Genomic DNA, 18931 nt, shown 5'->3' with positions numbered 1-18931 from the left:
CGGAGGCTATTCGGATGCCCCGAACCTACCTCGAGAGCCGCCGAACCTTGATCCCACGAAGGTGTCATCGGCAGGTGCAGGAACCATTCCAGGACGTTCGGCGTGACCTTGAGTACCAGCCGGGCGGTGGTGCCCAGTCCAGCGGGGTGCGGGGCACGACCGTTGCAGACCGGTGGTGTGTTGTCAGCCGCAGCGGTGAGTTCAAGAGCGGTGGGTACGCGACCTTCCAGCCCGCGACACCCCCCGCCAGCACGATCCAGGACAAGAACGCAGGCGCCGTCCGCGACCTCGGTCGACACCAACCGGATGACCCTGGGCGACGTCGTCGTCCGCACCGCCGCCCTGTTCGGTTGGTCTGCTGGTCACCGCCGTGCCGACCTGCTGGTTCATCAAGCCCGGAAACAGTTGCGTAACCATTGCTCGGCGCCGGCCTGGTGGGCTTCGTGCTCGCCATGGTGGCCCAGTTCCCGAAGGTGCCCAGCCCGCCGCTGATGTTCGCCTACGCGCAAGTCGGGTGTGTTCGTGGTAACATCCGTCGTTGCGTCCCGCCCTCTGGCAGGGCAACGACATCATCGTCCACGCCATCGTCGGCACGCTGTGCGCCTTCGGCGCCATGCTCGGCCTCTGCAAGACCGCAATGATCCGCAGCAACCCGAAGTTCCCAGAAGGCGGGATGATCGCCGGGGTCGGCTGCATGGTGTTCGGCCTGGTGCACTTCCTCGGCGTGCATGTTCGGCGCCTGGAACCGCATCTACTCAAAGCGGCGGTCTGCCGGTGGCGCTGAGTGCGTTCGCAATCCTGCTGGCCTCCGTTCTTCCTGGTACTCGACGCCGACTTCGTCGCGCGGGGGCATCACCAACAACATCCCCAAGGTCTACGCCTGGACCGCCGCGTTCGGCCTGGTGGTCACGCTGGTCTGGCTCTACCTCGAGGATCCTGCGTCTTAACTCGCCATCCTGCAGGGCAACGACTGATCCGCTCTGCCGACAGCCCCTCATCATGGTGACGCCAGCGGTCAGGGAGGCTATCTCGACTAACGACACGATCCCGCCATGGTGGTCGCTCCTGTCCTGCCTGGTTTGGCACCCCTCGCACGCCACGCTTCGAGCTCGAAAAGCAAAACCGTGGTCGGCGGCAACGTGCTCAACCACCTGCCGGACGGTGCGCTGGGTGAACTGCCCGAGGCGGCTCACGCGGGAGTGCTGGTCGAGGACGCCGAGGGCACCCCGGTCGCCGAGCTGACCTTCGCCCCGGACGGCGTGCCCCGGTACGCGGTTACGCCCGTTCGCCACTGTTGTGCTGTCACCGCCTCACCGCGGCGCAGGTGAGGGGTACGTGGCAGGACGGCCGGTCATCGTGGTGAGCCTGACCGGCCCGGCGCCGGCTAGCAGGTGGCGCCGCTCGGGGCAGCGGCTACCGCCGAAGCGGGGGCAGTGCTCCTCCTGGCTCGTGATGGTCGGCGACTAGTGCGGACCCGCTGAAACACTGGTGGTCTCGGCGCCGAGGCCCTGTGGCAGGCTGCTCGGCCGCCTGGCCGACCCAGACTGAACTGGTGGTGCCGCTGGCGCTGCCCGCTGTTGAGGTTGAGCTGGCGGGGCCGGCGATGGCCACCTACGGAGCAGCCGAGATCCGCAGTGCCGGTGTGAGCGCGGCTCGACGCGAGGTCCACCCTGCCTTCACCGCCGAGCTGGCGCGCGCCGTCGGCCGGCCGCACTGGCCTCGGCGACCGCCTTCTTCACGAACCTGTCCCGGTCGCAAACGATCACAGTGGCCAAAGAGCGCTCGCCGAGGCCCTGATCGCAGACGGTCGGCGCACGCTATCGGTGCTGGACGGCGACGAGGTGCGCCAGCTGCTGTCGGCAGACTCCGGCTTCACCATTGGCCGACCGAGAGAGCATCCGCCGGATCGGGTTCGTGGCGGCCGAGGTCGCCCAGCACGCTGGAGACCGCGATCTGTGCGCCGATCGCGCCGTTCGCGGCCGGGCGGGCCGAGAAATGCGTTCCTGGTCGAGCAGGCGGGGGGAGACCTGCTGCTGGTGCACGTCGCCACCCGCTCTGGCCGAGGTATGGTGGACGCTGCGGCCACTGAGGATGTACGCCAAGGCCCGCCGAGGCGAGATCGCCGACTTCACCGGCATCAGCTCGCCGTACGAGAACCGCAGTGATGCCGATATCGTGCTCGACACCTCGGACATATCCGTCCAGGAGTGTGTGAATCGCCTGTGGCGAGATGCTTCAGGAGCACGCGGCTTCACCTGGCCGATGACGTCCGGTGGTGCGAAGGCGCGGCCTGGCGCGATGTGGTGAGGGTGGCTCGTGGACGTCCACAAGTGGTGCTAAGCCGGGTTGATCGTCGGCTTCGTCGTCAACCTCACCGGCATGGGCGGCGGTACCCTGATGACGGTGCTGGTGCTGCTGTTCGGGGTCACGCCGCTGGCATACGTCGAGTGACCTGGTCGCCGCAGCCGTGATGAAACCGGTCGGCAGCTGGGTGCACATGCGGCGCGGCACCATCCAGTGGCCGCTGGTGCGGTGGCTCATGCGTCGGCGCTCGGTGCCGAGAATGCGTTCGTCAGGGTGCTGGTGCTGCGGGCGCACAGGCCTTCCGGCGACGTGCGAGGCGGTGGTCAAGACCTCGCTCGGGGTGGCTCTGCTGGTCGCTGCGGCCGCCATGGTCTAAGGCCTACCTGGGCATAGTCGCCCGGGTGCGCCTGCGTGAGGCCGCGGCCCGGCGGGGGTGGAGGTGATCGAGCCCGAGGACGTGCCGATCGTCCGGCCGCTACCCACCGTGCTGATCGGTGCGGCCGGCGGGCTGATCGTGGGCATGACCTCGGTCGGGTCAGTTCGTTGATCATCATTGCGTTGATCGCGCTGTTCCAGGAGCCTGACCGCCAACCAGCTCGTCAGCGCCGACCTGGTGCAGGCGGTACCCTTGAGTGGCCAGTGCCGCGCTGGGACACGTGCTGTTCGGGGACTTCCAGTTCGACCTGACCGCCTCGCTGCTGCTCGGCTCGATCCCAGGGGATCTGCCTGGGCGCGCAGCTGTCGTCCCGCGCCCCGGGCTGGCTGATCCGTCGGGCACTGGCCGTCGTGCTGTTGGCCTCGGGTCACCAAGCTGCTGGATCTGCCACGATACTTACAAGGGCTCGTGATCGCCCTGGCCGTAGTCCTGGGGCCGCTGGTGAGGCGCGGTGCACGATCAAAGCGTGGGGAGGAGCAGGCCGATCGGGACGCGACGCCAAAAACGCATCATCCACACCACCGCCCGCCAAAGCTTGTCGCCTGAGCACGCAGATCGTCGCGCGGCGCCGTCCGGCCGCATGAGATTTGCCGGATCACCGGGGCCGATTGCGAGACGGCAGCGCCTCGCATGGTGGAGCATGTCGCTCGCCACCACGTGTCCACCACGTGCCCCCGGGAGGTCGAGAAGGAGAGATCCATGGCCGAGCGCGCCCTGCGTCCCACGTGCCGATGACGGTCGACACGTTGAAGGAGGCCGTCGCCTCCGGTCACGTCGACACCGTGTTGGTGGTGTTCACCGACGTGCAGGGGCCGGCTCGCGGGCAAGCGGATCCACGGCCGCTACTTCGTCGACGAGGTGCTGGCCCACGGCACCGAGGGCTGCAACTACCTGCTCGCCGTCGACGTCGACACCGGAACACCGTCGGCGGGTACGCGATGAGCTCGTCGGGAGACCGGCTACGGCGACTTCGTTACTGCGGCCGGACCTGTCGACCCTGCGCCCGGTCACCTGGCTGCCTGCGACCGCGATGGTGCAGTGCGACCTGCTGTGGCTGGACGGCCGTCCGGTGGTGCAGTCCCCGCGCCAGATCCTGATGGCGCAGGCCGACCGGGCCGCCGACATGGGCTTCGTGTCCTACGCCGGCACCGAGCTGAAGTTCATCGTCTTCGACAACACCTACGAGCAGGCCTGGGACTCCGGGTATCGCGCTCACGCCGTCCAATCGATACAACGTGGACTACTCTGATCATCGGGACGACGCGGGTCGAGCCGTTGCTGCGCGACATCCGCAACCAGATGGACCGCGCCGGTCTGGTCGTGGAGTCAGCCGGGCGAGTGCAACTTCGGTCAGCACGAGATCGCCTTCAAGTTCGCCGACTCCATCACCACCTGCGATCACCACGTGGTCTACAAGACCGCCGCCAAGGAGATCGCCGCCCAGCACGACAAGGCGCTCACCTTCATGGCCAAGTTCAACGAGCGCGAGGGCAACTCCTGCCACATCCACCTGAGTTTCCGCGGGCCTGGGCGGCGAGACGGTCTTCGCGCGCGGCCCGACGGGTCGCCGTCCCGGGTGGCCGCAGCGACATCCTTCCAAGCCCTTCGTCGCCGGAATCCTGGCCACGTTGCGCGAATTCACCCTGCTCTATGCGCCGAACATCAACTCCTACAAGCGATTGCAGCCCGGCACCTTCGCACCGACCGCGGTCGCCTGGGGTGAGGACAACCGCACCTGCGCGATCCGGGTGGTCGGCAAGGGTCGGCGTTGCGACTCGAGAATCGGGTGCCGGGCGGGGACGTGAACCCGTATCTGGCGGTGGCGGCGATGCTGGCCGGTGGGTTGTGGGGATCGAGACCGGTTGTCCGAGGCCCCGCTGCAGGGCAATGCCTATGTCGCCGAGCGGCCGCGGGTGCCGACCACGTTGCGCGAGGCGCGCGACCTGTTCGCCACGTCGGTGTTGGCGCGCAACGCCTTCGGCGACGAGGTCGTCGACCACTACGTCAACGCCGCGGACGTCGAGCTCGCCGCCTTCGAGGCGACCAGTCACCGACTGGGAGCGGGTTCGGTGCTTCGAGCGCTCTGAGCCGGGCACCACAACCCCCACCCAACCCGCCTCGTGCTCCAGGTGACAGGTGGGATGCAGTGGATACGTCCCGATTTCCGCGTCAGCTGCGGAGTACGAGCAGTCACCCACGGAGCATGAGCAGGTTCGGGACGACGTGGTTTCGGACGGCACGACGAGGAGAGTTTCGGCGATGAGTAGCTACCGGGTGATCAATCCGGCCTACCGAAGAGAGGGCGGCCACCGTCACCCAGTTGGACGGCGCGGCCACCGACGCCGCTATTGCCCGGGCGCACGCGGCCTGGCCGGCGTGGCGGGCGGTGGCTCCGGCCGACCGGGGGCGGTTGTTGCGGCGGTTCGCGGACGTCGTCGACGCCCACGTCGACGAGTTGGCGGCCCTCGAGGTCGCCGGTGCCGGCCACACCCTGGGTAACGCCCGCTGGGAGGCGGGCAACGTCCGGGACGTGCTGGCCTATTACTCGGCGGCGCCCGAGGCGGTTGTTCGGCAAGCAGATCCCGGTCGCCGGCGGGCCTCGACGTCACCTTCAGCGAACCGATCGGCGTCGTCGGCGTGATCGTGCCGTGGAACTTCCCGATGCCCATCGCCGGCTGGGGCTTCGCACCGGCGTTGGCCGCGGGCTGCACCGTGGTGCTCAAAACCGGCCGAGCTCACCCCGTTGACCGCGATCCGGCTCGGCGCCCGGCCCTCGGGGCGGGCATCCCGGCGGACGTGTTCCAGGTGCTGCCGGGCAAGGGCGGCGGGTGGGGCAGCGATTCGTCGACAACCCGCTGGTGCGCAAGCTCGTGTTCACCGGGTCCACCGAGGTCGGCACCCGGCTCGCCGCCCAGGCGATGTCGCAGGGTCAAGCGGGTCACGCTCGAGTTGGGCGGCAAGAGCGCGAACATCGTCTTCGCCGACAGCGACCTCGGGGAAGGCCGCCGCCACCGCGCCTACGGGGTGTTCGACAACGCCGGTCAGGACTGCTGCGCCCGGTCGCGCATCCTGGTCGAGGCCAGCGTGTACGAGACGTTCCTCGGGTTGCTCGAGCCCGCCGTCGCCGGGGTCAAGGTCACCTCGCCGGGTGAGGCGGACGCCGAGATGGGGCCGCTGATCTCGGCGGCCCACCGCGAGACGGTGCGCTCCTACGTCGAGAACGCCACCGAGCCGGTCGACATCGCGTTCCGGGGCTCGGCGCCGGACGGTGCGGGCTTCTGGTACCCGCCGACCGTCGTCCTGCCCCGCTCGGCCCAGGACAAGGTGTGGCGCGAGGAGGTGTTCGGCCCGGTGGTGGCCGTGATGCCGTTCCGCGACGAGGCCGAGGCGATCGAACTGGCCAACGACACCGAGTACGGCCTGAGCGGCTCGATCTGGACCCGCGACGTCGGCCGCGCGCTGCGAGTCGCGCGCGGGGTGGAGTCGGGCAACCTGTCGGTGAACTCGCACTCCTCGGTGCGGTACGCCACGCCGTTCGGCGGCTTCAAGCAGTCGGGTCTGGGTCGCGAGCTCGGCCCGGACGCACTGGCCGCGTTCACCGAGACCAAGAACGTCTTCTTCGCCCACGACTGATCACGACGAGAGCCAGCGAACAAAGGAGAACCGCTGAACCGCTTCGAGAACCGCGTCGCGCTGATCACCGGAGGCGCGAGCGGCATCGGTGCCGCCAGCGCGCGCCGGCTGGCCGCCGAGGGCGCCACCGTCGTCATCGCCGACGTCAACCCCGAGGCCGGCGAGGCCCTCGCCAAGGAGCTCGACGGCCTGTTCATCCAGGTCGACGTGACCAGCCCCGAGGACAACGAGCGGATGTACGCCGAGACGGTCAAGGCCTACGGCCAGGTCGACGTGGCGTTCCACAACGCGGGCATCTCGCCCCCGACGACGACTCGATCCTGACCACCGGGATCGAGGCCTGGCGCCGGGTGCAGGACGTCAACCTGACCTCGGTCTACCTCGGCTGCAAGGCCGTGCTGCCGTACATGCTCGAAGCCGGAAGAAGGGCTCGATCATCAACACCGCCTCGTTCGTGGCGACGCTGGCGGCGGCGACCTCGCAGATCAGCTACACCGCCAGCAAGGGCGGCGTGCTGGCGATGACCCGCGAGCTCGGCGTCCAGTTCGCGCGCGAGGGCGTGCGGGTCAACGCGCTCTCGCCCGGCCCGGTGGCCACCCCGCTGCTGATGGAGCTGTTCGCCAAGGACGAGGAGCGCGCCCAGCGCCGGCTGGTGCACGTGCCGATGGGCCGGTTCGGCCAACCCGAGGAGATGGCCGCCGCGGTGGCCTTCCTGGCCAGCGACGACGCCAGTTTCATCACGGCGAGCAACTTCCTGGTGGACGGCGGCATCACGGGTGCGTATGTCACGCCCCTCTGACGGGCCGTCGCGAGCCCCCGTCATCGGGCTGAGCGCCTACGCGGTGCCGGCCCGATGGGGGGTCTGGGACACCGATGCCGTGCTGGTGCCGCGGGCCTACGTGGACGCTGTTGTCGGCGCGGGTGGCATCCCGGTGTTGTTGCCGCCGCTGCCGGGGCTGATCGAGCCGGTGCTCGAAAGGCTCGACGCGCTGCTGCTGATCGGGGGGCCGGACGTCGACCCGGTCCGCTACGGCGCTGCTCGCGACGCCAACACCCAACCCTCGCAACCCGATCGGGACGCCGCGGAGCTGGGGCTGCTGGCCGAGGCCATCACCGGTGAGCTGCCGGTGCTGGCCATCTGCCGGGGCCTGCAGGTGCTGAACATCGCCCGCGGCGGCACGCTGCACCAGCACCTGCCCGACGTGCTGGGCGACCACGACGGATCACCCGGTGCGGGGATCTACGGCACCCACCCGATCAAGGTCGCCGATGGCAGCCGGTTGGCGCAGGCACTGGGACGCACTGCGCTGGAAGGGGTTCCGGCCTACCACCACCAGGGCATCGACCGTCTCGCCGACGGCCTGGTCGCCACCGCCTGGACCCCGGACGGTCTCATCGAGGCCGCCGAGGACCCGGCGCTGCCGTTCTGCGTCGGCGTGCAGTGGCACCCCGAGGTGGGCCAGGACATGAGCCTGTTCCGGGCGCTGGTCGCGGCGGCCACCACCTACCGCCACACGCGCAGGGGTACGTGACCGCGGCATTCGATCTGGTGCGCCAGGCCGCGCGGGATCCGCTTCGGCGGCAACGGCTCTGGACGACGGTCAGGTGGGCGATGGCGTGAGCGGCAGGGTGGCGATCAGGGCCCACTCACGCTCGCCGTCGGGACCTGCCTGCAACCTGCCGCCGACGGCCTCGACGCGTTCGCGCAGCCCGATCAGGCCGAACCCGCCGCGGCCACCGATCGGTGGTCCCGCGCGTCCAGGCCGGGTCGGGTTGCGCACCTCGACGGACAACTGGTCTGCCCGCACTGTCAAGGCGACCCGAGCGGGACTGCCCGGGGCGTGACGGCGCGCATTGGTCAGGCCCTCTTGCACGACGCGGATCACGGTCGCGCACATCGGCTCGGTCAGGTGGAGCGACCGGACTGCGTGGTCGACGTCGAGCTGTGCCCCCGGCCCCCCGTTGCGCGCGGCGGCCGCGGTCAGTTCGGCGAGGTCGACCAGGAGGTCACCGCGACGCACCTGTGACGCCGAGTCCTCGGTCCGCAGCACGCCGACCAGTTGGCGCATCGACTGCAGCGTCTCCAGCCCGGCGTGCTCGATCCGGGCCAGGATCGGCTCGATCTGATCGGGTGACTGGGCCTGGATGGTGCGGGCGGCCTGCGCCTGCACCACGATCCCGGTGACGTGGTGCGCGACGAGATCGTGCAGGTCTCGGGCGAGCTGCAGGCGTTCGGCCTGCCGCACCTGGGTGAGCGCCCGGCGTCGACGGTCGTCCATCGTGCGCAGATAGGTCGCCGTCCCGGCGATGGCCGCGGTGACCAGGGTCAGCAGGAACGCGAAGGTCAGGACGTCGGATCCGACACCCAGGCCGGTGCGAACCGGCAGGGCGATCACCGCCAGGGACAGCAGCAGGGCAAACACCAGAGCCCGTGCCGGCGGGTGCCCGGAACGGGCCAGGCGCACCAGCAGAGCCCACAGACAGAACATCTCGACCAGGCTCCAACTGGCATACGCCCAGCCGGTGTACCCGGTCAGTGCCGTCAGGCCCAGGGATGCCGTGGCCAACAGCAGCGCCGACCATTCGAGCCAGGCCCGCCGTCGGGTGACCATCAGGTAGGCCACGGCCACCGGGCCGGTCGCTGCCGGGAGCCACCAGAGCCCGCGGTGCGGCGTCCCGGACAGCGACAGCAGATCGACGAGCCACACCAGCACGAGCCCGGCGGCCGCGCCGATCACCGTCGCCCGGGCGGCGCCGCTGCGGGTCGGTGCCGAGGCACGGGCGAGGTCCACGAACGCCAGGCTAGCCACGCCACGACGGTGAAACAGGGTTCGCCGCAGTGCGTGACACCATCACGGTCATGGACCGGACCCCAACTCGGGTGCTGATCGCCGACGACCAAGAGATGGTCCGGATGGGTTTTCGCTTGATCCTGGCCGCACAGCCCGACCTCGAGGTGGTCGGTGAGGTCGGCGACGGGGCCGCCTGCGTCGCAGCGGCTCGCCGGCTGCGGCCGGACGTGTGCCTGGTCGATGTGCGCATGCCGGCCCTGGACGGCCTGGAGGTCACCCGGCTGCTGGCCGGCCCGGGCGTGGTCGACCCGATCCCCGTCGTGGTGGTCACGACCTTCGATCAGGACGATTACCTCGAGGGTGCCCTGCGCAACGGTGCCTGCGGCTTTCTGCTCAAGGACGCCGGCCCCAACCTGCTGATCGAGGCGGTCCGGGCGGCGGCCCGGGGGGACGCCCTGATCTCACCTGCCGTGACCGTCCGGTTGTTGCAGCGACTGCAGCCGATCGGCCCGCCCACCGACCAGTACAGCCCTGCCGGTGCCGGTGCTGCCGGTGGCGCGCTCAGCGAACGGGAACTGGACGTCGTCCGGCTGGTGGCGGTCGGTCGGACCAACCACGAGATCTGCGACGCGCTGTACGTGTCGCTGTCGACGGTGAAGACCCACCTGGGCAACGTCCAGGCCAAGCTGGGGGTGCGCAACCGGGTCGAGATCGCCGCCTGGGCCTGGCGACACGGCGTGGTCCGAGGCGACTGAGCAGGATCGGCCATTCGGCCGATGGCGCTCGATCGCCCGGCCGAGGCGGCGAACTCGACCCGTCGCCAAGATCGAGGCATGGCTCACACCACCGCCTCCGAGACCCGTCTCCGCCCCGGCCGCGCATCGCGGATCGGTGCCGTGGACGCCCTACGCGGCTTCGCCCTGTGCGGCATCCTCGTGACGAACCTGCCCGGCCTGTTGCGCATGGAGGTCAGCTCCGGCCTTCGGCAGTACCACCCCATCGCTGAGGCGCTCGAGTTGACCGCTCATCAACGGTTCTTCCCGATCTTCTCTCTGCTGTTCGGAATCAGCTTCGCGATCTTCCTGAACGGGGCGACCGCGCGGTCGGCTCACCCGCGCGGTGGCTGCTGGTGCGTCGGTTACTGGCCCTCGGCGCGATCGGCGCCGCCCATCAGGTCGTCCACCCTGGTGAGGCGTTGGTGCCCTATGCCGCCATCGGCCTGGTCGTGTTGCTGCCGGCCACCTTGCTGCCCACGACCGCAGCGACCACCAGCCTGATCGCCACGGGCGGGTTGCTGCTGCTCGGCGGCGGGATCGCCGTCTTCGGTGGTGGATTGGTGATCATCCCCGGCCTGTTCCTCATCGGGCTGGCGCTGGCCCGCAGCGGCATCGTTCACTCCTCGATCTGCACACGTGCGCTGGCCGTCACGCTGGTGCTCAGCGCTCCGGTGGCCGTGGCTGCCACCTGGTGGCAGCGCGACCTGATGTGGTCGACCCAGAAGCTGGCGGAGACCGTCGCCGCCGCGGCCGGGATCATCACCGCAGTGGCCTACAGCTGCGCCGTGCTGCTGCTCGTGCTGCGTGGCCCGGCGCGGCGCGCGGTGTCGGCCATCCTGGAACCGCTCGGCAGGATGGCGCTGACCAACTACCTGGGCGCCACCGTTCTCGTGCTGACCGTCGGCCCCTTGCTGGGGCTGCGCGACTCGGCCAGCTGGGGCACCGCACTGCTCCTCACCGTCGCCATCCTGATCGGGCAGGCCGTGTTCAGCGCCGCCCGGCTGAGCCGCTTCCGCTTCGGCCCTGCTGAGTGGGTGCTGCGGTGCATCACCTGGTGGCAGATCGTCCCGCTCACCCGTGCCGTCGACGACCCGGACGTGGGCCGCTCGCTACCTCATTCCGTGCGGGCCAGGTAGGCCGCGATGACCTCGGGGCAGAGGCGCCGGCCGAGCCGAGGTGACTTGGCAGACTGACCCCATGGCTGCCACCCCTGATCCGAGCGCACCCGAACCCGAGCGGTCGGATGCGGGCGTGACCCGTGAGGTTCTGCGACGGGCCGAGAGTCTGGCCGACCGGCTCGCGGTGGTCGGTCCGCGGATGGCCGCGCGAGAATCGGCGTCGGCGGCAGCCGTTCTGGACGACATCCGGTCGGTGGTTCAGCAGCTCGCCGACCTCGGGGCCGATGCCGAAGGGCGCGAGCGCCGTCCGGTGCCGGTTCTCGGGGCTCATGCCCTCGGTGACCAGGTCAGGGTGCTGGCGCAGGATGTGGCCGGGGCACAGCAGCCGACCCAGATCGCCGCAGCCCTCGTACTGCTGCGCGAGCTGGCGGGTCGGATCTGAGCCGTTTGCCCGGGCGCTGTCGTCAGGCTGAGGCCCCCGACCCTCACTCCGTGCGGGCCAGGTAGGCCGCGATGACCTCGGGGCGAAGGCGCCCCCGGTCCGCCACCGGCAGACCCTGCTCGCGCGCCCAGGCGCGCACGGCGGCGGTGTCGGGGCCGATCGAGGCATCCCGGACGGCGCGCGCCACCCGCGCGCGCAGTGCCGGCCCGGGATCGAGCGGCCCGGCGGAGACCAGGTCCTCGAGCCGGGCCTCGACCAGACTCTCGGCGCTCGCGTCCTCGCGGCAGGCCACCAGGAATCGATAGGTCCACTGCTGGGCCAGTTTTCGGGTCTCGGCGAAGATGATCGGCACCGACGGGAACCGTGCCTGACATTCGGCCAGGCCGTCGGCCACCACGGCCGGGCGGACGCGATCGAGGGCGAACACCTGCGAGTAGCGATCCTCGACCACCACTGCGGCGTGAGGCAGCGCTGCGAGATCGGCCAGCAGGTAGCGCATCTTGCCGCCGGTCAGGGTGGCGACCAGGTCGGCCAGCGACTTGCGCTCCACCGCGGCGACCACCACGCCGTCCCGCTCGATGGCGTAGTCACCTGCCGGCAGAGCACGTTTGGCGGTGGTCGCCTGGGTCTCGGAGAACGTCCAGGCGTAGCGCTCGTGCACGTCGACCAGGATCTCGACGTCGGCCTGCCCGCCGGCCCGGGCACTCGGGGTGCGAACGGCGGGACGAGCCTGCTTGGCGGTGCGGGCGCTCTGCCAGAAGATCGCCTCGCGGCCGCGAGCATGGGTGAACACCAGTTGCGAGCGGTTCTCGCGGCCCCGGTCGAGCACCAGGTCGATCGCCGCGCCGCGCCGAACGCACGATCGGGTCGGCACTCGCTCGATCACCTCGGCGTCCTCGGGCCAGCCGTCAGCCCGGTGGCAGTACACCTTGCTCACCCGTGGCCACAGCTCGCGGGCCTTCAGCACGATGCCGTCCGTGCCCAGGGGGATCCGGATCAGGTAGGGCAGCCGGGAGTCTGGTTCCGGGTTGTGTGCCACCAGGAAGTCGTCCGGCATGGTGTGAGCCTAGATCAGGGAGCGTCGGCCGAATGTGCACGGATTGCCTGATCACCGGGGGTGGGTGGGTCTGGTTCGGAGGCTGCCGGCTCGGGCACCTCCGAGCGGCGCCGACGCAACACCACGGCCCAGCGGCCGCGCGGCCCACGGGCAGCGCCACCGATCTCGGTGCCGGACACCTCGGTGCCGGGCGAGGCTGCGGCCCGGACGGCGGCGTGCGCCACGTCGTCCACGCCCTCACCACGACGGACGTCGGGACGCTGCGGTCCGCCGTCCGGCATCAGGCCCATGGCCGCGCAGACGCTGGGCAACAGCACCGCGGCCAGGCGGGCGTAGCCGGCCTCGGAGGGGTGGAACCGGTCGGCGGCGAACATCTCGTGCGGGCGTGCACTGAAGTCGTCGGCGAGCAGGTCGCCGAGCGAGACCGAGCGGCCGCCCGCCTCCACCACCACGATGGTCTGGGCCGCGGCGAGCCGGCGGCTCCAGCGCTGGGCGACGAAACGCAGCGGCTGGGCCAGCGGCTTGATGGTGCCCAGATCGGGACACGTGCCGACCACCACCTCGGTGCCCAGCGCCCGCAACCGGCGCACCGCGCCGTCCAGGTGGCGCACCGACACCGCGGGGGCCAAGCGATGCGTCACGTCGTTCGCACCGATCGAGATCACGGCGACGTGGGGGGCCGGGATCCGCTGCAGCAGCCGGTCGATCTGCGCGTCGAGCTGACCCGACTCGGCGCCGACGACGCCCACGACGGTCAGCCGCACCGGCCGGCCCGACAAGGCCGCCAGACCGGTGGCGATCACCGCGCCCGGCGTGGCCCGGGGGTCGTCGGCGCCCAGGCCCACCGAACTGGAGTCGCCGAGCATGGCCACGTCGATCGGTTCGCCCGACCCGGCGCCGTACAGGCCGTCGGCCTCGGGGCCGATCTTGCCGTAGGGGGTTCCGATCTGACGCCGGGCGAGCTTGGCCTCGGCCACCAGGACGCCGAAGCCTGCCATGCCGAGTCCGGCCAGGCCGCCGCCCCCGAAGGCCGCGGTCGCGGCGATCCGGCGCGCTGCTCGGATTCGGCTCATCGGACCTCGCTCTGCTGCTCGGGTGGACGACCTGGTCGGTGGCGGGCATGGTGATGTCGATCTGCCCTGCCACCGTAAGCCGTGGTCGGCACGGTTCGTGCCGACCGTCCCGGACTTCATTCGGACGCGCCCTGATCCTGGCGCGATGCCAGGATGTCGGTATGCCGACGATGCGTTATGCCCAGACGGTGCTCGACCTGGTGGGTGAGACCCCCTTGGTGCGACTGAATCGGGTCATGGCCGACGAATCCGGCGATCAGGCAGCCGATCACCCCCCGTCGGGGCTGGTTCTGGCCAAGGTGGAGTACCTCAATCCCGGCGGCTCGGTGAAGGACCGGATCGCGCTGCGCATGATCGAGGCTGCCGGAGGCGGACGGCCGGTTGCGCCCCGGCGGCACCATCGTCGAACCGACCAGCGGCAACACCGGGGTGGGCCTGGCGCTGGTGGCGCAACAGCGGGGGTACCGGTGTGTGTTCGTCTGCCCCGACAAGGTCAGCGAGGACAAGCGCAACGTCCTGAAGGCCTACGGCGCGCAGGTCGTGGTCTGCCCGACCGCCGTGGCGCCGGATCACCCCGATTCGTACTATTCGGTCTCCGACCGGCTGACCCGTGAGATCGAGGGCGCCTGGAAGCCGGATCAGTACTCCAACCCCGAGGGTCCGGCCAGCCACTACGCCACCACCGGGCCCGAGATCTGGCGTGACACGGCCGGCCTGGTGACCCACGTCGTGATCGGCGTCGGCACCGGCGGCACCATCACCGGCACCGGCCGCTACCTCAAGGAGGTCTCGGCTGCGCGCGCCTCCGGGCCGGTGCAGGTGATCGGCGTCGACCCGGAGGGCTCGGTCTATTCCGGCGGCACCGGCCGGCCCTACCTGGTCGAGGGAGTCGGCGAGGACTTCTGGCCCAGCGCCTACGACCCGGCCGTGCCGGACCGGATCATCGCGGTCTCGGACGCCGACTCCTTCGCCATGACCCGGCGACTGGCCCGCGAGGAGGGACTGCTGGTCGGTGGCTCGTGTGGCATGGCGGTGGTCGCCGCCGTGCAGGTGGCCGCCGAGGCCGGGCCGGACGCGGTGGTCGTCGTCCTACTGCCGGACGGCGGCCGCGGGTATCTCTCCAAGATCTTCAACGACGAGTGGATGGCATCCTATGGATTCCTGCACCGCAACGGCACGGTGACCGTGGCCGATGTGTTGCGCGCCAAGGGCTCTGACGGCTCGACCGGTATGCCGGCATTGGTGCACACCCACCCCACCGAGACGATTCGCGATGCCATCTCGATCCTGCGGGAGGACCACGTCTCGCAGATGCCGGTGGTCAAGGCCGAACCGCCGATCACGGCCGGCGAGGTCGCTGGATCGGTGAACGAACGTGACCTGCTCGAGGCCGTGTTCATCGGCAAGGCGGGGTTGGCCGACCCGGTCGAGCGGCACATGGGCGCTCCGTTGCCGCTGGTGGGTACCGGCGAGAGCGTGGACGCCGCCCGCGAGGCACTGCGCACCGCCGATGCTCTCATGGTGGTGGACGACGGCAAACCCGTGGGCGTGCTGACCCGACACGACCTGCTGGGCTTCGTGGCGGGATCATGACCGTGGTCCCGATTCGCGCGGTGATCTTCGACGTCGGCACGGTGTTGGTGCACGAGGAGCCGGTGGAGCGGTTGCTCGACGCGTGGCACGCGCGCAGCGGCGTCCCGGTCGAGGACCTGGCCGACGCCATCGCAGCGAACGACCCGGTCGACTTCGCGGTGGGGCGGGTCACCGAGCGGCACATGGCCGACGAGCTCGCGACCCGGTTCAGCCTCACGCCGGATCAGGTCGAGGCCTGGATGGCGGACTTCTGGGACTGGTACTGCGGCACCTCGAACGAGATGGTGCGCAGCTATGCTCGCTCGCTGCGGCCGCGGTTCCGGACGGCGATCCTGAGCAACTCCTTCGACGGCGCCCGGCGGGAGGAGGAGCGCCGGCTGCGCTTTCAGGAGGACTTCGACCCGATCGTGTACTCGCACGAAGTGGGGTTGGCCAAGCCCGATCCCCGGGTGTTCGAGTACACGTTGAAGGCGTTGGGCTGCACCGCCCGCGAGGTGGCCTACGTCGACGATCGGAGCGAGAACGTCGAGGCCGCCTCGGCGCTCGGGATTCGGGCCATGCAGCACATCGACACGGTCAGCACGCTCGCCTGGTTGGATCGATTGCTCGACCGCGCCTGATCAAGATCGGGTCGCGGCCTGCCGAAGAACCAGCAGTGACTGCACCACGCGAACCTGTACTCCAGGGGGCCGGTAGCGATTTCACGGTCACGGGTCGGTTGCTCGGCCTTTTGTGGGTGGCCTGCGGGGCCACCTTCCTGCTCGGCGGGTTGTGGCTCGCTGCCCAGGGCCGGGCGCTCTGGACCGCCGGTGGCCTGATCGCCATGATCTTCGGTGCCTCGGTGGCGGATCGACTGGGCCGTCGTGCCGCCTGTGCTGCCGCGCAGCATGCCCTACCTGGCCTCGGCCATCCTGACGCCGCTGGCGCTGGCCAGCCATGGCGTCGAGATGATCGTGTGCAGCACGGCTGTCCTGCTGTTCGTGTGGACCGGGCTCGCTGCCGAGTGGGCTGACATTCTCGGGGTCAGCGTGCTGGGGTCGTTGGTGATCACCGCTGCCATGGTGAACGCCTCGGGGTGGCGCACGGGGTCCCTCACCGCGCTGGCGGCGCTGCCGTTGCTCGCGGGGCTGGCCTCACTCATGCACACCCTGCGGGCTCGCCTCGATCAGGCGGTGCGTGACACCGAGACGCATCAGCGGGAGGCCGCCCGGCTGGAGCAGGTTGCCGCCGCGGAGCGGCAACGGGTCGAGCACGAGCAGGCCGAACAGGCACAGGCGGCGCTGGCGGCTCGGGAGCAGCGTCAGGTCGAGTTGGCCGAGCACTCGGCGGAGTTGAGTGAATCGGCCACTGGGGTCAGCGATCAGACCCGCACCCTCGCGGCCGCGGTGGAGCAGATGGCCGCCAGCCTCGCCGAGCTGTCGCAGACCGCGCAGCGCACCGACGGCATCACCGGGCACGTGGCCGACCTGGCCCGGGTCGCCACCGAGGTGATGGGACGGTTGGCCAGCGCCAGCGGCCAGATCATGGCGGCGTCCGAGGTGATTCAGGGGATCGCCGAACAGACGAACCTGTTGGCGCTCAACGCCACCATCGAGTCGGCTCGCGCCGGCGAGATGGGCAAGGGCTTCGCCGTCGTGGCCCACGAGGTCAAGGGCCTGGCCCAGGCGTCGGGCAAGAACGCGCAGGCGATCGGGGCCACCCTGGCCGAGATCCGCCGCGAGGTGGACGAGGCCGTGGCCCGGGTCGGTGAGATCTCGGCCAGCATGGGCGAACTGCAGGAACAGAACAGCACCCTGGCCTCGACCGTCACCGAACAGAACGAGACCATCAGCGAGATCGCCCGCAGCATCCACGATGCGGCAGCCGCGGCCGACCGGATGGCGGACGGCGTCCGCGGGCTCGAGACGTTGTCGCGCAGCTGATTCCGTCGCCGGTTGCGCGGGTCAGACCCGGGTGGCCAGCAACACCGGGATCTGCCGGTCGGTCTTGGTCTGGTACTCGGCATACGCCGGGTACACCGCGACCGAGCGGTGCCACCAGAGCTCGCGCTCGGCGCCGTCCAGCTCGCGCACCCGGACGTCGAACGGCTCCGGCCCGTCCTGGATCATGACCTCGTCGGGCGCGGCGAGCAGGTTGTGGTACCAGACCGGGTGCTCCGGCGCCCCGCCCTTGGAGGCCACCAGGGCGTACTCGCCGTCGTGCTCCACGCGCATCAGCGCGAAGGTGCGCAACTTGCCGCTCGTGCGGCCCCGGCAGGTGATCAAGATGATCGGGATCCCGGTGTCGCGCAACGTGTTCGCCTCGGCGCCACCGCTGGCCTGGTAGCGCTCGACCTGCTCACGCACCCAGGCGACGGGGTTCGGCCTACTCTCCGGTCAATGGCATGAAGGGTGAGCCTAGGCGCCCCGGGGGGCCCCCGCCCCCCCCAACCCCCGGGGGCCCCCGGGGCCGCCCCCGCCCCGCCCCCCCCCCCCCCGCCCCCCCGCCGCGCCCCGGCGCCGGGCCGGGCCCCCCCCCCCCCCCCCCCCCCCCCCCGCCGGCGCGGCGCCGGCGGGCCCCCGGGCCCCCCGCCCGCCCCCCCCCCCCCCCCCCCCCCCGCCCGGGGCGGGCGGCGCCCGCGCCGCCCCGGGGCGGGCCCCCCCCCCGGCCGGGAAGGGGGGGGCCCCCCCGGGGCCGCGGGTCCTCTCTGCCCGTCAGCAGCCGAGCAGCTCGGCCAACCGGGTGAGCGTGGGGGAGAGCGGGGCGTCCAGGCGATGAGTGGCCTCGCCGTCCCCCCGGGTCGGGCCGCGGGTGATGATGACGATCGGGACGCCGCGCGCCGCCGCGCGCCGCACGAACCGGTAACCCGACATCACCGCCAGGGACGAGCCCAGCACCACCAGGGCGCTGGCGGCATCGGTCAGGGCGAAGCAGTACTCGACCCGGCCCCGGGGAACCGAGTCGCCGAAGAAGACCACATCCGGCTTGAGGGTGTCGTGTCCGCAGTCGAGGCACAGCGGCATCACGAACCGCTCGACGTCGAGTTCGTCGAGCCGGACGTCGCCGTCCGGGCGGATCTCATCGCCGCGGACGACGAAACCTGGGTTGTCGGCCCGCATCCGGGCGTCCAGGACGGTGCGCGAGGAGCGTTCGCCGCAGGTCAGGCAGAGGACGTCGCGCAGTGCCCCGTGCAGTTCGATCACCTCGGGGCTGCCGGCCTCTTGATGCAGCCCGTCGACGTTCTGGGTGACCAGGTGGCCGAGGTGGCCGGCGGCCTGCAGCCGGGCCACGGCGTGGTGGGCCGGGTTCGGGCGCACGCTCACCATGCGCTGCCAGCCCACGAACGATCGGGCCCAGTAGCGTCTCCGCGCCGCCGACGAGGCCACGAACTCGCTGTACTGCATGGGCTCGACCCGGCGGGTGCCGTCCGGGCCGCGGTAGTCGGGGATGCCGCTGTCGGTGCTCATGCCGGCGCCGGTCAGCACGAGGGCGGCCGAGCCGCGGACGACGTCCGCGATCGACGCGAGTTCGTCTCGGTTGGTGGGTACGCCCTGAGCCAGGGTCATGGTGGTGATGGTAAGGCGTGGTGGAGATCCCGGGTGTTTCGCCGAACGCGTGCAGGAATGGCGAAACGGCCCGTTGACCAGGGCATAGCTGACCACATTCGGTGGTCGACTGCCGCGAGCTGGGCCCCGGGGTGGTCTGGAGTGACTCTGGGTGTTCGAGAT

At 70.8% G+C, this 18931-nt stretch carries 15 protein-coding genes and 4 pseudogenes; 14 read left to right on the top strand and 5 right to left on the bottom strand.

Annotated elements, in window-relative coordinates; all coding sequences use genetic code 11:
• Positions 1–538: 538 nt before the first annotated feature.
• The 8 genes and pseudogenes from IPK24_25475 (at position 539) to IPK24_25440 (ending at position 7905) form a co-directional block, all read left to right on the top strand.
• Entirely contained in the window at positions 539–784 is a 246-nt protein-coding gene (locus IPK24_25475; GenBank protein ID MBK8078799.1) for a Bax inhibitor-1/YccA family protein, read from the top strand.
• Positions 729–947, top strand: coding sequence for a Bax inhibitor-1/YccA family protein (locus IPK24_25470; protein MBK8078798.1), 219 nt, complete (start codon positions 729–731; stop codon positions 945–947). Before IPK24_25475 ends, IPK24_25470 begins: the two co-directional genes overlap by 56 nt.
• Positions 948–1124: 177 nt before the next feature.
• Entirely contained in the window at positions 1125–1328 is a 204-nt protein-coding gene (locus IPK24_25465) for a hypothetical protein (GenBank protein ID MBK8078797.1), read from the top strand.
• Positions 1329–1914: 586 nt separating this feature from the next.
• The gene (locus IPK24_25460) at positions 1915–2307 is read left to right on the top strand and encodes an adenylyl-sulfate kinase (GenBank protein ID MBK8078796.1); all 393 of its coding nucleotides are present in this window, start codon (positions 1915–1917) and stop codon (positions 2305–2307) included.
• Positions 2308–3471: 1164 nt separating this feature from the next.
• Positions 3472–4873 (top strand): annotated as a pseudogene (locus IPK24_25455) (glutamine synthetase).
• A 148-nt stretch (positions 4874–5021) separates the two neighbouring features.
• A pseudogene (locus IPK24_25450) lies at positions 5022–6373 on the top strand (aldehyde dehydrogenase).
• Between the two features lie 33 nt (positions 6374–6406).
• Positions 6407–7172: pseudogene (locus IPK24_25445) on the top strand (3-oxoacyl-ACP reductase).
• Positions 7156–7905, top strand: coding sequence for a gamma-glutamyl-gamma-aminobutyrate hydrolase family protein (locus tag IPK24_25440; protein ID MBK8078795.1), 750 nt, complete (start codon positions 7156–7158; stop codon positions 7903–7905). The pseudogene IPK24_25445 and the gene IPK24_25440 overlap by 17 nt, the downstream one beginning before the upstream one ends.
• A gap of 69 nt (positions 7906–7974) precedes the next feature.
• Here IPK24_25440 and IPK24_25435 read toward each other — a convergent pair whose 3' ends face one another.
• On the bottom strand, positions 7975–9183 hold the full coding sequence (locus IPK24_25435; protein ID MBK8078794.1) for a two-component sensor histidine kinase: 1209 nt from the start codon (positions 9181–9183) through the stop codon (positions 7975–7977).
• Positions 9184–9233: 50 nt separating this feature from the next.
• Between IPK24_25435 and IPK24_25430 the strand changes: the two genes are divergently transcribed.
• The 3 genes from IPK24_25430 (at position 9234) to IPK24_25420 (ending at position 11501) form a co-directional block, all read left to right on the top strand.
• Positions 9234–9920, top strand: coding sequence for a response regulator transcription factor (locus IPK24_25430; protein MBK8078793.1), 687 nt, complete (start codon positions 9234–9236; stop codon positions 9918–9920).
• Positions 9921–10294: 374 nt separating this feature from the next.
• Complete coding sequence (locus IPK24_25425) at positions 10295–11077, top strand: DUF418 domain-containing protein (GenBank protein MBK8078792.1); 783 nt, start codon at positions 10295–10297, stop codon at positions 11075–11077.
• Positions 11078–11138: 61 nt separating this feature from the next.
• The gene (locus IPK24_25420; GenBank protein ID MBK8078791.1) at positions 11139–11501 is read left to right on the top strand and encodes a hypothetical protein; all 363 of its coding nucleotides are present in this window, start codon (positions 11139–11141) and stop codon (positions 11499–11501) included.
• A gap of 43 nt (positions 11502–11544) precedes the next feature.
• Here IPK24_25420 and IPK24_25415 read toward each other — a convergent pair whose 3' ends face one another.
• Positions 11545–12558, bottom strand: coding sequence for an Lsr2 family protein (locus IPK24_25415; protein MBK8078790.1), 1014 nt, complete (start codon positions 12556–12558; stop codon positions 11545–11547).
• 14 nt (positions 12559–12572) lie between these two features.
• The gene (locus IPK24_25410) at positions 12573–13631 is read right to left on the bottom strand and encodes an SGNH/GDSL hydrolase family protein (protein MBK8078789.1); all 1059 of its coding nucleotides are present in this window, start codon (positions 13629–13631) and stop codon (positions 12573–12575) included.
• Between the two features lie 170 nt (positions 13632–13801).
• On the opposite strand from IPK24_25410, the pseudogene IPK24_25405 reads away from it, so the two are divergent.
• From IPK24_25405 to IPK24_25395, 3 genes and pseudogenes are all read left to right on the top strand, one after another.
• Positions 13802–15224 (top strand): annotated as a pseudogene (locus tag IPK24_25405) (cystathionine beta-synthase).
• Complete coding sequence (locus IPK24_25400; GenBank protein MBK8078788.1) at positions 15221–15844, top strand: HAD-IA family hydrolase; 624 nt, start codon at positions 15221–15223, stop codon at positions 15842–15844. Before IPK24_25405 ends, IPK24_25400 begins: the two are co-directional and overlap by 4 nt.
• Before the next feature lie 243 nt (positions 15845–16087).
• Entirely contained in the window at positions 16088–17146 is a 1059-nt protein-coding gene (locus IPK24_25395) for a hypothetical protein (GenBank protein MBK8078787.1), read from the top strand.
• A gap of 21 nt (positions 17147–17167) precedes the next feature.
• On the opposite strand, the gene IPK24_25390 is transcribed toward IPK24_25395, so the two are convergent.
• Together IPK24_25390 and IPK24_25385 are read right to left on the bottom strand one after the other, a co-directional pair.
• A complete protein-coding gene (locus IPK24_25390) occupies positions 17168–17569 on the bottom strand; it encodes a nitroreductase family deazaflavin-dependent oxidoreductase (protein MBK8078786.1) in 402 nt (133 codons plus the stop codon).
• 348 nt (positions 17570–17917) lie between these two features.
• Positions 17918–18769, bottom strand: a complete 852-nt coding sequence (locus IPK24_25385) for an NAD-dependent protein deacetylase (protein MBK8078785.1) — start codon at positions 18767–18769, stop codon at positions 17918–17920.
• Positions 18770–18931 lie beyond the last annotated feature (162 nt).

This window comes from Kineosporiaceae bacterium, from assembly GCA_016713225.1.
Taxonomy (GTDB): domain Bacteria; phylum Actinomycetota; class Actinomycetes; order Actinomycetales; family Kineosporiaceae; genus JADJPO01.
The sequence above is the reverse complement of the archived record's forward strand: the minus strand, read 5'-3'. Positions and strand labels throughout refer to the sequence as shown.

Coding starts and splice junctions, on each gene's coding strand:
- IPK24_25400 (MBK8078788.1), top strand. CDS start 15,221: ATGACCGTGGTCCCGATTCGCGCGGTGATCTTCGACGTCGGCACGGTG.
- IPK24_25385 (MBK8078785.1), bottom strand. CDS start 18,769: ATGACCCTGGCTCAGGGCGTACCCACCAACCGAGACGAACTCGCGTCG.
- IPK24_25430 (MBK8078793.1), top strand. CDS start 9,234: ATGGACCGGACCCCAACTCGGGTGCTGATCGCCGACGACCAAGAGATG.
- IPK24_25420 (MBK8078791.1), top strand. CDS start 11,139: ATGGCTGCCACCCCTGATCCGAGCGCACCCGAACCCGAGCGGTCGGAT.
- IPK24_25410 (MBK8078789.1), bottom strand. CDS start 13,631: ATGAGCCGAATCCGAGCAGCGCGCCGGATCGCCGCGACCGCGGCCTTC.
- IPK24_25415 (MBK8078790.1), bottom strand. CDS start 12,558: ATGCCGGACGACTTCCTGGTGGCACACAACCCGGAACCAGACTCCCGG.
- IPK24_25440 (MBK8078795.1), top strand. CDS start 7,156: ATGTCACGCCCCTCTGACGGGCCGTCGCGAGCCCCCGTCATCGGGCTG.
- IPK24_25470 (MBK8078798.1), top strand. CDS start 729: ATGTTCGGCGCCTGGAACCGCATCTACTCAAAGCGGCGGTCTGCCGGT.